The organism is Metabacillus hrfriensis, assembly GCF_030127205.1.
Classification (GTDB): Bacteria; Bacillota; Bacilli; order Bacillales; family Bacillaceae; genus Bacillus_P; species Bacillus_P dongyingensis.
The window spans coordinates 3,599,477-3,611,913 of the sequence record NZ_CP126116.1; the positions used below are offsets into that span (position 1 = coordinate 3,599,477).

Annotated in this window: 14 protein-coding genes; 6 read left to right on the top strand and 8 right to left on the bottom strand. The window is 39.1% G+C overall.

Translation table 11 applies throughout. From position 1 onward, the window contains the following. Positions 1 to 89: 89 nt before the first annotated feature. Complete coding sequence (locus QLQ22_RS17890) at positions 90 to 860, top strand: DUF1189 domain-containing protein (protein ID WP_223436736.1); 771 nt, start codon at positions 90 to 92, stop codon at positions 858 to 860. Positions 861 to 902: 42 nt separating this feature from the next. On the opposite strand, the gene QLQ22_RS17895 is transcribed toward QLQ22_RS17890, so the two are convergent. Then, positions 903 to 2,609 (bottom strand): methyl-accepting chemotaxis protein, encoded by a 1,707-nt coding sequence (locus QLQ22_RS17895; RefSeq protein WP_284015282.1) that lies wholly within the window; start codon positions 2,607 to 2,609, stop codon positions 903 to 905. A gap of 203 nt (positions 2,610 to 2,812) precedes the next feature. On the opposite strand from QLQ22_RS17895, the gene QLQ22_RS17900 reads away from it, so the two are divergent. Next, positions 2,813 to 3,151: a hypothetical protein gene (locus QLQ22_RS17900; RefSeq protein WP_223436739.1), complete on the top strand. Its 339-nt coding sequence runs from the start codon at positions 2,813 to 2,815 to the stop codon at positions 3,149 to 3,151. Between the two features lie 98 nt (positions 3,152 to 3,249). After that, on the top strand, positions 3,250 to 4,395 hold the full coding sequence (ispG, locus tag QLQ22_RS17905; protein ID WP_223436741.1) for a flavodoxin-dependent (E)-4-hydroxy-3-methylbut-2-enyl-diphosphate synthase: 1,146 nt from the start codon (positions 3,250 to 3,252) through the stop codon (positions 4,393 to 4,395). A 41-nt stretch (positions 4,396 to 4,436) separates the two neighbouring features. On the opposite strand, the gene QLQ22_RS17910 is transcribed toward ispG, so the two are convergent. Continuing rightward, a complete protein-coding gene (locus QLQ22_RS17910; protein WP_223436742.1) occupies positions 4,437 to 4,829 on the bottom strand; it encodes a DUF308 domain-containing protein in 393 nt (130 codons plus the stop codon). A gap of 149 nt (positions 4,830 to 4,978) precedes the next feature. Here QLQ22_RS17910 and QLQ22_RS17915 point away from each other — a divergent pair, with 149 nt between their 5' ends. Beyond that, the gene (locus QLQ22_RS17915; protein WP_223443554.1) at positions 4,979 to 5,554 is read left to right on the top strand and encodes a hypothetical protein; all 576 of its coding nucleotides are present in this window, start codon (positions 4,979 to 4,981) and stop codon (positions 5,552 to 5,554) included. A gap of 49 nt (positions 5,555 to 5,603) precedes the next feature. Here QLQ22_RS17915 and zur read toward each other — a convergent pair whose 3' ends face one another. The 4 genes from zur to QLQ22_RS17935 all read right to left on the bottom strand — a co-directional run bounded on the left by zur (position 5,604) and on the right by QLQ22_RS17935 (position 8,661). Beyond that, complete coding sequence (zur, locus tag QLQ22_RS17920; RefSeq protein ID WP_223436744.1) at positions 5,604 to 6,026, bottom strand: zinc uptake transcriptional repressor Zur; 423 nt, start codon at positions 6,024 to 6,026, stop codon at positions 5,604 to 5,606. A 1-nt stretch (position 6,027) separates the two neighbouring features. Then, on the bottom strand, positions 6,028 to 6,864 hold the full coding sequence (locus tag QLQ22_RS17925) for a metal ABC transporter permease (protein ID WP_223436746.1): 837 nt from the start codon (positions 6,862 to 6,864) through the stop codon (positions 6,028 to 6,030). A gap of 1 nt (position 6,865) precedes the next feature. Further along, the gene (locus tag QLQ22_RS17930) at positions 6,866 to 7,639 is read right to left on the bottom strand and encodes a metal ABC transporter ATP-binding protein (RefSeq protein WP_223436748.1); all 774 of its coding nucleotides are present in this window, start codon (positions 7,637 to 7,639) and stop codon (positions 6,866 to 6,868) included. A 140-nt stretch (positions 7,640 to 7,779) separates the two neighbouring features. Then, positions 7,780 to 8,661, bottom strand: a complete 882-nt coding sequence (locus QLQ22_RS17935) for a YitT family protein (RefSeq protein WP_252207193.1) — start codon at positions 8,659 to 8,661, stop codon at positions 7,780 to 7,782. Positions 8,662 to 8,930: 269 nt separating this feature from the next. On the opposite strand from QLQ22_RS17935, the gene QLQ22_RS17940 reads away from it, so the two are divergent. Continuing rightward, complete coding sequence (locus QLQ22_RS17940; protein ID WP_423246209.1) at positions 8,931 to 9,191, top strand: DUF2624 domain-containing protein; 261 nt, start codon at positions 8,931 to 8,933, stop codon at positions 9,189 to 9,191. Between the two features lie 32 nt (positions 9,192 to 9,223). On the opposite strand, the gene QLQ22_RS17945 is transcribed toward QLQ22_RS17940, so the two are convergent. Beyond that, entirely contained in the window at positions 9,224 to 10,120 is an 897-nt protein-coding gene (locus tag QLQ22_RS17945; RefSeq protein WP_284015283.1) for a deoxyribonuclease IV, read from the bottom strand. An 11-nt stretch (positions 10,121 to 10,131) separates the two neighbouring features. Beyond that, the gene (locus QLQ22_RS17950; protein WP_223436755.1) at positions 10,132 to 11,448 is read right to left on the bottom strand and encodes a DEAD/DEAH box helicase; all 1,317 of its coding nucleotides are present in this window, start codon (positions 11,446 to 11,448) and stop codon (positions 10,132 to 10,134) included. 310 nt (positions 11,449 to 11,758) lie between these two features. Between QLQ22_RS17950 and vrrA the strand changes: the two genes are divergently transcribed. Next, positions 11,759 to 12,406: a VrrA/YqfQ family protein gene (gene vrrA / locus QLQ22_RS17955; RefSeq protein WP_423246210.1), complete on the top strand. Its 648-nt coding sequence runs from the start codon at positions 11,759 to 11,761 to the stop codon at positions 12,404 to 12,406. Positions 12,407 to 12,437: the final 31 nt, after the last annotated feature.

Below are 12,437 nucleotides of genomic sequence, written 5' to 3' on the forward strand. Positions count from 1 at the left end.
ATTAATTTAGACACTGTACCTTTAGCCTTGTTTCTTTCTGCTGGGATGTATAAAATGAAAGCTGGATTATAATGAAGGAAGTGTAATAAATGAACATTTTTAAACAGTTTGCTAAAAGTTTATACTCTCCAAAGTCGATTTCCATGTTTAGATTTCAAGGAATAGGCAAAACCATTCTTTATGTGTTTTTACTAACCCTTCTTGCGACTCTCCCCATGGCGGTCTACATGTCTACCGGCATTTCAGGGCTGTTGAAAGGATTGGATTCTACCCTGCAGGAAGACCTTCCTGACTTTAAAATAGAGGAAGGCACCCTAATTGCAGAAACAGCAGAACCGCTTGAATTTAAAAAAGATGATTTATTTATTGTTTTCGATCCAACTGGGGCCTTTACAGCAAGCGAGATTGAAAATAAGCAAAACGGAATTGGCCTTCTAAAAAATGAATTTGTTTATGCAGTTGCGGGCCAAGCTCAAAGCTATGATTATTCCATGCTGAATACTATGACTTTAACAAAAGAAGACTTATCCCAGTACTCCTCTCAATTTGAAAATGTACTTCCAATTGTTTTGAGTGTTGTCATTGTCATGCTGTTCCTATTTACAGCAGCTTCTAAATTTATTGAAATTACTTTTTTAGCTATAGTCAGCATTCTTTTTAAAAATAGTTTGAAGCGAAACGTTAATTTTAAACAACTTTGGGTCATGTCGGCATATGCTGTTACTCTTGCCACTGTTTTCTTTTTTATCATGGAGTTTCTTCAAGTTTCCGTGCCGAGCGGAATTTTCGTTAACTGGTTTGTTAACCTGATCATGCTGTATCTTGCTTTAAAAGAAATTCCTGCAGCCAGAAAAAAATGAAACACTTAAAAAGCGAACCCCTTTATCAAAGGGGTTCGCTTTTTAACTCACTTTGTATTCTTTTGTGGTACTTGAAAGATTTCTGGATAAATCCGTTAATTTTTGCCCTATTTGATGAGTCCTGTTCATCTGAGCAATTTGCTCTTCTGAAGCTGCGAGCATCTGTTCAGCACTCGCAAGGGTTTCCTGAGAAACAGATGCAAAGCTTTCTGCCGATTTTTCCATTAAAGGAAGAGAACCGTTTAGATGCTGAATATGCTTTTTCATGCCGGACAGCCTGCTGTTCACGATATCAATCTCCATCATTAATTCATCAAATGATATTCTGGATTGGGCTGCCACATCAAGATGGGAATGAATGTTAGAGAGCATATGTTCAAATTCCTTTGATGCTTTTGAAGATATATTCTCCATTGATAAGATCGATTTAGTAATGTCTTCTGTCGCCTTTGATGACTGTTCAGCAAGTTTTTTAACTTCACCCGCGACCACGGCGAATCCATTTCCAGCTTCGCCAGCCCGAGCTGCTTCAATCGTTGCATTTAAAGCAAGAAGCTTAGTCTGTTCAGCAATGGTTTGAATAATAATTACTACATTTGCAATAGATAAAGAGTGCTCCTTTACCCCCCTGATTGTATTTGTCATCTTTTCAAATTCCTGTTCGAATGAATTCATTGTCTGAATCATATGAGATATATTTTTTTCACCGCGATATGCTGACTGGTTCATGTCAGCGGCGCTGCTGAATAAAAATTCCATATCCTGAAAAACAACCTTTAGCTCGTCTCTCATTTGGCCAAATGCATGAATGCTGTGATCTGAGCTTGATGCTGTCTGCACAGCTCCAGCTCTTACTATCTTTATCGCCTCAACAAGCTGACTATTATGTACGATCACATCATCAGTGGCTTCTCTGAGCTGCTCCCCCGTTACTGACAAATCCCCTGTAGTATTATTTATGTTTCCTACCATCTTCTGCATTTGCGTCATCATTTGGTTAAAGCTTTTCATAAGTGAATTTATTTCAGGAATCGATGTTTCTACATGGATATGTTTTGTTAAATCTCCCTCTCTTACTTCCCTGATCGTTTTTCTTAACATTGCTAAGGGTTTAGTCAAACTGCGAATCGCGAAAATAAGCACGGCAGTTGTAATAACTGCACTTAAAAGAACTGTCCAAGCAGTAAAAGCGGCAAGTTCTCTTGTTGTTTTCATATATGTTTGTGTAGGAACCGCTATTAAAAACTGTCCTTTTAATTCTTGAACTTGTTTAAATGACAATGTATAGTCTATTCCGTTTATCACTTTGTGAAAAATCCCATTATCTTTTTCCATAATGTCGCTGATCAGCTGATCAGAAAAAGCAACTTTTGAATTTTCACTAACTGAAAATGGGGCTGCCTCATTTTCTTTAACTAAAAAAAAGTCAGCACTCAGTCCATCCTGAATGAGCTCTGAAGATTGATTCGTCAGCACAACTTTGTTAAATCTCTCTAAAAATTCTTCATCTTCCCCAAGATAGGCAAACATTAAATTACCTGCAATTTCACCAGTTGTATTTACCTCCCGCTGCAGGCGGTCTTCAATAATATTCATAGTCGCAGCTTCTGATTTTACGTAAGATGTGTAGCCCACTGCCACAACAGAGGCAATCAATAAGGACAGGACAAGTATCAGCAGTCTCGTCTGCAGACTGATTTTAGAAAGAAGAGGTTCAGTAACTTTTAATTTTATAAATGATAATTTCAATTTGTTTCATCCTTCCCATAGATCTATGAAAATTATCCCAAATAAGTATTAAGCAAATGTAAAGCTGCCATTAATTTAATGAAAAAATACCTATATTATAGAAGGAACTGGGGACTTTTTACCTCTTCCCACTAAAAAAAGGACATATTTGAATGGGACAAGCATAAAAATAACTATCGTGAATTTACTGGGAGATGATTTTGTTGAAGCGTCTTATGATTTTCATTTTATTTATATTTCTGATCTATATCGTCTACTATGATATGAACAGCGGTACGATTGCCATAAACTCTCCTCTTGCGGCAATAGAAGCTCCTGCTGCAGAAACAAAATCCTCAGGTTCCAAGCCATACACCGAAAAAAAGATCAGTCAGGGAGAAACCGTTCTTACAATTGTCGAACAGCTTCATAAGCAATTTCCAGTCCCCATTGATCAAATCAGGAAAGATTTTGAAAAGCTTAATCCAAGTGTAAAAGCTGACACGATTCAAGTAGGAAAAACATATAAATTTCCACTTTATGAAAAAGAAGTTGCTTCATAATTCTTGTCAATATTAAGCATCCACTGTTACAATATGTGAGGGAAAGCACAATTTCTCGCATTGATCGATAAAAATGGTTAACATGATAATATAGAACCATGATTATTAATTTAAGGAGCGATTTACACGTGAGTGAAATCATACATCGTACCAAAACCCGTCCTGTTAAAGTTGGGAATTTAACAATTGGCGGAAACAATGAATTAGTCATCCAAAGTATGACAACAACGAAAACACACGATGTGGAAGCTACGGTCGCTGAAATCCTGCGATTAGAAGAAGCAGGCTGTCAAATTGTTCGTGTCGCCTGTCCGGATGAACGTGCAGCTGATGCTATAGCAGAAATAAAGAAACGCATTAACATTCCACTTGTTGTAGATATTCATTTTGATTATAAGCTTGCGCTTAAAGCAATTGAGGGCGGAGCAGATAAAATCAGAATCAACCCAGGCAACATCGGCAGACGCGAAAAAGTAGAAGCCGTTGTAAAAGCTGCAAAAGAAAAAGGTATTCCAATCCGCATTGGGGTTAATGCCGGTTCATTAGAAAAGCGTATTATTGAGAAATACGGTTATCCGACAGCAGACGGCATGGTTGAAAGTGCCCTTCATCATATTAAAATTCTTGAAGATTTGGATTTTCACGATATTATCGTATCGATGAAAGCATCTGATGTGAACCTTGCGATTGAAGCATATGAAAAAGCTGCAAAAGCTTTCGATTATCCGCTTCACTTAGGCATTACAGAGTCGGGCACCCTTTTTTCAGGCACTGTAAAGAGTGCTGCAGGCCTTGGCGCCATCCTAAGCAAAGGCATCGGAAATACTCTGCGCATCTCGCTTAGCGCTGATCCTGTTGAAGAGGTAAAAGTTGCAAGAGAGTTATTAAAATCCTTTGGACTGTCCTCGAACGCAGCAACACTTATTTCATGTCCTACCTGCGGACGGATTGAAATTGATTTAATCAGCATTGCAAATGAAGTTGAAGAGTATATTTCAACGATTAAGGCCCCAATCAAAGTTGCGGTTTTAGGCTGTGCGGTTAATGGACCTGGAGAAGCACGGGAAGCCGACATTGGAATTGCGGGTGCAAGGAAAGAAGGGCTACTTTTTATGAAAGGGCAAATTGTCCGAAAAGTGCCTGAAGAAACAATGGTTGAAGAATTGAAAAAAGAAATTGATAAAATCGCGGCAGAATATTATGCAAAACAGGAAGCTGAAAAAGCAGCTGCAGAAATTCAATAAAAAAGCTTGGCATTTTATGCCAAGCTTGTTTTATTATTTCCTTAAAAGAAGGGCAGAATAAATATTCCAAGAATTAATGCGACGATACCAATACCGATCGCCCATCCGCCTAACCCTTCTGCTCCTCTGCGGCGTGCAATAAATCCTACAATAATCCCTGCTGCTCCTAAAATAACAGGGAAAATAAATAATGAAATGACTGAGAGGACGATGGCCAAATAGCCCATTCTTCGTCCGTCATCAACTGTCCCGTCCTTTTCATCGCGACGATCATGGTCTGCATCTCTTCTCAATGTTGCAGGTGCTGCAATTTCAGCCGCTGTTTCTTCTTTGTAATCATCGCGCATATCTGGTCTGTTGTAGCCAACTTCATCTTCACGGAGGTCATATTCTTTAATATTTCCGTGATAATCATAATTTTTCTCATCTGCCATGCGTGATCCCTCCATTCATATAGTAAAGGAACATTTATAGTATGAGCCGCACATCCCTTGAGTATAACTGTCAAAGATTACTGTGATTGTAAGCACGGATTATGATACACTAACTAGTATAGTTCAGACAGCAAGGGAGAGAGTACATGATGCTGCAATTAGGGATTGATATCGATGGAACCGTCACTTCGCCTGAAACATTCGTTCCATATTTAAACAAATCATTCGGCATAAACATTACGCTTGATGATATGAAGGAATATGATTTAACTAAATTACTTAACATTTCTGAAGAGGACTTTTGGAAATGGATGGATGAGCAAGAACCGCTGATTTATCAAGAAGCACCTATGGCGCCAGATGCAAAATTAGTGCTGGATGAATGGAAGAAAACCCATAAACTTTTATTTATAAGTGCACGGAGAAGCCATTTGCAGGATGTGACATTTGACTGGTTTAAGCGCAATGAATTATTTTATCATCAGATTGAATTGATTGGCACTCATGATAAACTTGGCGCTGTCAGAAAAAACAATATTGATGTTTTTTTTGAGGACAAGCATGATAATGCCTGCATGATCAGCGAGGAATTTAACATACCCGTTATTTTATTTAATACCCCATATAATCAGGATCCTATCCCAAAAGGAGTTATCCGTGTGAAAAATTGGCTTGAAGCAAGGGATTGGGTCAATGCCTACCAGAAACGTACAGTACTCCGGTAATAGAATAAAAAAGCTTGCGAAACACGTTCGCAAGCTTTTTTTATACAGCTTAAACAATCTGTACATGGCACTCAGGACAAGTGCCATAAATCTCAAATTTATGTCCGCTGATTTCATATCCGCTTAAATTTTCTTTTAATTTTTCCATTGGGCACGAGGCAATTTCTTTCGTCTTGCCGCAATTCAGGCAAATAAAGTGATGATGATGATGTTTCGTCGAACATGTAAATCGAAAATGCTTTTCCCCTGAAAGCTCTGTTGTTTCGAGAATACCCATTTCAGCAAACAAAGAAAGATTGCGGTAAATGGTATCAAAGCTTAATCCCGGATAGTCAGCCTTCATTTTGTCCAAAACATCTCTTGCTGTTAAATATTTATTTGATTGAGCAAATAATTCGAGCATTTCCTCACGTTTACTTGTGTACTTATATCCTTTTTCCTTCATAAGGAGAAGAGCTTCTTGAACATTCATCTTACTGACCCCTTTTTATTTTGGTCCATAGTATCGACAGTATCAGGATGACGACTGAAAGCATAACGATCGTGCCTCCTGGTGCTAGATCTAATTGATAGGCCAGCACTAATCCAATAATAACAGAGATTTCTCCAAAGAGTACAGAAAAGAATATTGCCTGCTTAAACCCTTTGGCAATCCGGATACTTGCTGCAACCGGCAGCGTCATCAGAGAAGATACTAATAAAATGCCGACGATTCTCATGGAAGCAGCTATCACAAGTGCAACCGTTAAAATGAAAATAAAGTGAATCCACTTAGAATGAATGCCTGATGCCGCTGCATGTTCTTCATCAAAGGACAGCAAAAAAAGTTCCTTAAATAAGGCAAAAATAACTATCAGGACAAAAACTGAAATGGCAGCAATCACCCATAGATCTGTTCTCGTTACCGCACTGACACTTCCAAAAAGATAATTAAATAAATCCGTATTAAATCCATCAGCAAGAGAAATAAAAATAACGCTCAGCCCTACTCCTGCCGAAAGAATTATCGGTATTGCGAGCTCCTGAAAATGCTTATAGACAGCTCTCAGCTTTTCTATAAATAACGACCCTGCCACAGAAAATCCCATTCCTAAATAAATCGGATTCAGCCCCGACATGCCAAGTACTTTTTTCTCAAGCAGCAAGCTTGCTGCGATTCCTGCCAAAGTCACATGACTCAGGGCATCAGCTATTAAAGAAAGTCTTCTAACGACTACAAAAACTCCAAGAAGCGGAGCAATCAGGCCGATGAGAATTCCTGCCATGAATGCATTTTGTAAAAATTCATAATTAAGAATACTATTTATCATTTTACCTTCCCCCATGACCATGGTGATCGTGAGTTAATACATGAACAGAATGACCATAAAAGTCAGACATATCAGAGTTTTGCAGGCTTTCAAATTCCTGTGTATTTCCGTGGAAATGCAAATGTTTATTTAAACAGGCTACGTGTGTTACTTTATCTGTAATTGTCCCTACATCATGTGTGACAAGAATTAAAGTAATCCCCATTTCAGTGTTTAAATTTTTCAGCATTTCGTAGAAGCTCTGAACTGTTTGAGCATCAACTCCTACTGTCGGCTCATCAAGTATAAGCAATTTCGGATCACTTACAAGCGCCCTTGCAATAAATGTCCGCTGCTGCTGACCTCCTGATAGTTCACCGATATTTCGTTTTGCCAGCTGATCTAAGCCAACAGCCTTAATAGCAGCTTTTACTTTTTGATGATGCGCCGGTTTCAGCATTTTAAATAAACCCAATTTAGATGTCAGACCGCTTGCAACTACTTCGTACACAGATGCCGGAAAGCCTGTATTAAAGCTATTAGCTTTTTGTGAAACAAAGCCGATTTTATACCACTCTTTAAATTTGCGGATGTCTTCACCGAAAAGCAAAATTTCTCCCTCATCAGGTTTTAATAGACCGAGAAGACATTTCAGCAGTGTTGTCTTCCCTGATCCGTTTGGTCCGACTAATCCCAGAAAGTCGCCCTCTCTTACTTTAAAATGTATATCTTCAAGCACTTTAGTACGGTCATATGTGAATGATAAATGACGGATATCAATAATAGGCTGATTCATTCGTTTCACCTTCTAGTTTAAGAATCGTTCCGATTTAAATTCGTAAAAAAAGATCAGAAACCAATGTCTGATCTTTAACATAGAGATTATACAAGATTGTATAGAAAAGAGCAAGAAACATGTTTAAAGTCTAAAAAAGTTTAATGAATTGCTGACTTGAAATTTGTCCCTTTTGTTTCTTGTGTATTCATTATTGTAATAAATGCATTTGTATCGATTTCATGAACAATTGATTTTAGTTTTGTCACTTCGAGTCTTGTTACAACTACATAGATGACTTCCTTTTCGTCATCTGTATAGCCGCCTTTGCCTTTTAATTTTGTAGTTCCGCGACCAAGTCTTTGAAGGATAGCATCAGATACATCTTCGTAATAATCAGAAACAATGATCACTGCCTTTGTTTCGTCTAATCCCTGAATGACAGTATCAATCGTTTTAAAAGCAATATAGTAGGCCATCACCGAATACATAGCTTGCTCTGCTCCAAATACAAATGCTGCCCAGGCAAAGATGAAAATATTAATAAACATGACAAATTCCCCTACTGAAAACGGCAGTTTTTTTGTAAGCAATATGCCTAAAATTTCTGTTCCGTCCATTGATCCGCCGTTTCGTATGACCAGCCCTACACCCACACCAAGGATCAGCCCTCCAAAAACAGTAGCTAAAATCGGCTCTGCCGTGAACGCTTCAACATGGTGCAGCATGCTTTCTATGATTGCCAGAAAGACTATACCAAAAATCGATGATAACATAAATGTTTTTCCTATCTGTTTATAACCATAATACATAAACGGCAAATTTAAAATGACGACCAGTGTTCCAAAATTGATGAACGAAAGACTGTCAGGTGTGATGTGGTCGACAATCAGCGATATGCCGATTATCCCTCCATCAATAATCTGATTCGGAATAAGGAAGAGTTCAATTGAAACAGCTGCAAGCGCTGCACCGATAATAATCAAAATCAGTCTTGTTAATAATCGTCCTGTACTTTCTTTTTTATGCTGCTTTTTTGTCATTTGAATGATTCCCCTCTCATAAAGAAAAGCGCAGGCGCCTTGTTCAGCTCCGAATAGCTGAACCGTTCTGACCGAGGAGTTTAGGCGCAGGAGCTGAACATCAATGCGCGAAATTTTATACTATTTTATCATTTAAGATGATAAGGATCATACAGAAGTGTCTTGTGCTTCCCCTTGCCATTAAAGCTAAAAAATTTTATCCTATTCAATTACTAAAAAAATAGGCACTTTTCCTAAATCTTCACCATACATTGAATGGTGAAGGAGGTATGTACGTGATTTTATTTCAAAAGATCGTTAACCAGAAACTCAATTCATTGGATACAGATGGATTGCTTCAGCTTGCCAAACAGAACAGCCTTTCAATCAACAGAGCACAGGCTCAGGAAATCGTGAAAATCATCCGCGGCAAAAACATTAATATCTTTAATGATGCAGAGCGCATCAGCCTATTAAAAAAGGTGGCTGCGATTACTTCGCCTGCCACTGCACAGCAAGTGAACCAATTGTTTCAGCAGTTTATAGGCTAAAAAGCTGTCGATTACTCCGACAGCTTTCTTTTTTATGCCTGATTTCGGATTCGTTCCAGCAGATCAGAATTGAATTCTTTCCCCCGCAGCATTTCAATTTCAAAACGGTATGGCGGTTTTTTATCTTTCTTATCTTCACCTACATAAGGAGTTTCAAGAATTTTAGGCACATCTGCAAGCTGCGGATGATGAACGATTTCATTCAATGCCTTAAATCCGATATGGCCAAATCCGATATTCTCATGACGGTCCTTCCGGGCTCCAGAAATATTTTTGCTGTCATTAATATGAAGCACCTTCAATCGATCCAGGCCGATAATGGAATCAAATTGCTGCAGGACTCCATCAAAATCATTGATGATATCATATCCTGCATCATGTGTATGGCACGTATCAAAGCATACTGAAAGATGCTCATTATGAGTGACACCCTCAATGATCTGTGCGAGTTCTTCAAATGAACGGCCGCACTCAGAGCCTTTTCCGGCCATTGTCTCAAGAGCGATTTGAACATTTTCTTCTCTATCAAGAACTTCATTGAGACCTTCGATGATTTTTTTTATGCCTGCTTCTGATCCAGCTCCAACATGAGCACCTGGATGAAGCACAATTTGTTTTGCTCCAAGTGCGTGAGACCGGTCAATTTCAGATCGCAAAAATTGCACGCCTAGTTCAAATGTTGCCGGATTTGTTGTATTGCCGATATTGATGATATAAGGTGCATGAACAACTATATCAATTATCCCATTTTCCCTCATATGAGCCTGTCCGGCTTCAATATTCAGTTCCTCAATCTTTTTACGTCTAGTATTCTGAGGTGCTCCTGTATAGATCATGAACGTATTCGCACCGTAAGATACTGCTTCCTCACTTGCAGCAAGCAGCATTTTCTTTCCGCTCATTGATACATGTGATCCTATTTTCAGCATCTATTCTCCTCCTACTTGCGCTTTTGATTTAATCTTCTTTGACGTTTTTTAATTTCATCCATTTCTCTCGTCATTTTCTTTTTGTATCCAGGTTTTACACCTTTTGGCTTTTTAACCTTGCTTTTCGCCATTTGGTCAACGCCATCTGATGGCCTTACGCGTTTTTGTCTTCGTTTGCGGTCCTCAACTTTTTTCCACTCGCCGTCAACGAGATCCTGATTTTCAAATTCTATCCCTAATTTTTCGAGGGTTATTAACGCATCTTCATTTTCCGGCTCATAGATCGTCGCTGCAATACCTGAATAGTCTGCACGTCCCGTACGTCCAACACGGTGAATGTAAAAGTCGAGATCACTTGGAAGCTCAAAATTGATGACATGGCTTACTCCGTCAATATCAATGCCTCTTGAAGCCAAATCTGTCGCTACGACATACTGATAATCAAGATCATTGATTTGCTTCATCATTTTTTTGCGGTCTCTTGGTGATAAATCGCCGTGAATGCGTCCAACTTTGAGGCCTTTTGCAATCAGTCCGTCCGCTACCTCATCCGCTTTTTTCTTTGTGTTTGTAAAGACAATAGCTAAATAAGGATTGTAGTTTTTCAGCATTTCAAATAAAAGATTTGTTTTATTACGGTGGCGCAGCGGCACCAGCACGTGTTTAATTTTCTTGGCAGTTGCCTGCTTTGGTGCAACGTGAGTAAATTTAGGGTTTTCCATATATTTTTTCAGGAAAGGTTTTAATTTCTCGGGAATCGTTGCAGAAAAAACAAGAATTTGCAGTTTTTCAGGCATATTGCCGCCAATTTTATCAACATCTTCAATGAATCCCATATCAAGCATGAGATCCGCTTCATCAACAACTAATGCTTTTGCCTGATGAACGAAAAGAGCTTTTTCGGCAATTAAATCCTTAATTCTGCCCGGTGTTCCGATGACAAGCTGAGGCTGGCTTTTCAGTTTATCAATTGTCCGCTGCTTGTCTGTACCGCCAATAAAACATTTAGCAGAAATCGTTTCATTTTCCGGTGCAAATTTAAGAACATGCAGAGCATCCTGGTAGATTTGATTGGCTAGTTCTCTTGTAGGGGCAGTAATAACAACTTGTACGTTTTCATTTGAGGGATCAATCCTTTGAATAAGAGGCAATAAATAAGCATGCGTTTTTCCTGTGCCTGTCTGTGATTGTCCTATAGCTGTTTCCCCTTTTAAAAGTGAAGGGAATAAGCGAGCTTGTATTTCAGTCGGTTCATAAAAACCCAGCGCTTTGACAGCATCTATAATAAAAGGCTTAAATGGAAACTGATTGAACTTTGTTTGTTCCATGTTCATCATCTCCTTGATGAGTAAGTTAATAAAAGGCTTCATTTTAAGTTGTTGCTGTTTTCATTTATACACCTTATTAGAAAAGAGCACGGTTTCCTAATAAAGAATGTTCAAATTCATCTTTTTATGAAGAGCAGCAATTCTTGCGATAACAGCCAAAAAATAAGACACGGTTGTCCATCAAAACATTATATACGATTTGAGAGAAAAACTCCAATCGATTCCGCCTATTCTTAAAACCATGCAAACCTTTAAGCAGATTCTGCATATTGTGTAGGTAGTATACACGTTAGTTTAAAGGAGGATCATCATGTTTCAGCAAAGACCTATGCCTCCAATGCCTTCTAGAGGATTCCAGCCTCGAAGAATGCAAATGGGCGGTCAGCCGTTTTCAAACCAGCCTTTTGGAAATCAGCAAGCAAGGGGATTTGGACCAACTCGTTCTTTCCAGCCGTTTGGGCAGCAAATGGGACCTTTTTCATCACAGTTTGGACCGCCTGGATTTGGCGGTCAGCAATTTGGACAGCAGGCAATGGGAAGAGGCGGCGGCATCAAAGGCATTCTCTCAAGATTTTTGCCTGGAGGCGGCCAAGGTGCTGCAAATGCAGCTCAGGGTCTGCAGGGAATAACCAATCCCGCCAATTTATCAAGCATGCTTGGAAACGTACAGAAAGTTCTCGGCATGGCTCAGCAGGTCACCCCTATGGTTCAGCAATATGGCCCGCTTGTCAGAAATCTGCCTGCCATGATTAAAATTTACAGTGAATTAAAAGGCGGAGGGTCAAGCGTTGAAGAAAGCACAGGATCTGATGAATCAAATACCGCGTCCGACGTTTCCGCTTCAGCACAGTCTGATGCAGACACAGCTGTAATTGAATCACCTAAGAAGACAGTAAAAGAAGGAATGGAGAAAGCAGCTCCTGTAAAAGGCGTATCTGCTCCAAAGCTGTATATTTGACATTCTTCTTTGTATTCTACTGCAGTCTCCG

Excerpts from the sequence above, each read along its gene's own strand:
- QLQ22_RS17890 (WP_223436736.1), top strand. The coding sequence starts at position 90 with ATGAACATTTTTAAACAGTTTGCTAAAAGTTTATACTCTCCAAAGTCG.
- ispG (WP_223436741.1), top strand. The coding sequence starts at position 3,250 with ATGATTATTAATTTAAGGAGCGATTTACACGTGAGTGAAATCATACAT.
- QLQ22_RS17910 (WP_223436742.1), bottom strand. The coding sequence starts at position 4,829 with ATGGCAGATGAGAAAAATTATGATTATCACGGAAATATTAAAGAATAT.
- QLQ22_RS17915 (WP_223443554.1), top strand. The coding sequence starts at position 4,979 with ATGCTGCAATTAGGGATTGATATCGATGGAACCGTCACTTCGCCTGAA.
- zur (WP_223436744.1), bottom strand. The coding sequence starts at position 6,026 with ATGAATGTTCAAGAAGCTCTTCTCCTTATGAAGGAAAAAGGATATAAG.
- QLQ22_RS17925 (WP_223436746.1), bottom strand. The coding sequence starts at position 6,864 with ATGATAAATAGTATTCTTAATTATGAATTTTTACAAAATGCATTCATG.
- QLQ22_RS17930 (WP_223436748.1), bottom strand. The coding sequence starts at position 7,639 with ATGAATCAGCCTATTATTGATATCCGTCATTTATCATTCACATATGAC.
- QLQ22_RS17935 (WP_252207193.1), bottom strand. The coding sequence starts at position 8,661 with ATGACAAAAAAGCAGCATAAAAAAGAAAGTACAGGACGATTATTAACA.
- QLQ22_RS17940 (WP_423246209.1), top strand. The coding sequence starts at position 8,931 with ATGTACGTGATTTTATTTCAAAAGATCGTTAACCAGAAACTCAATTCA.
- QLQ22_RS17945 (WP_284015283.1), bottom strand. The coding sequence starts at position 10,120 with ATGCTGAAAATAGGATCACATGTATCAATGAGCGGAAAGAAAATGCTG.
- QLQ22_RS17950 (WP_223436755.1), bottom strand. The coding sequence starts at position 11,448 with ATGGAACAAACAAAGTTCAATCAGTTTCCATTTAAGCCTTTTATTATA.
- vrrA (WP_423246210.1), top strand. The coding sequence starts at position 11,759 with ATGTTTCAGCAAAGACCTATGCCTCCAATGCCTTCTAGAGGATTCCAG.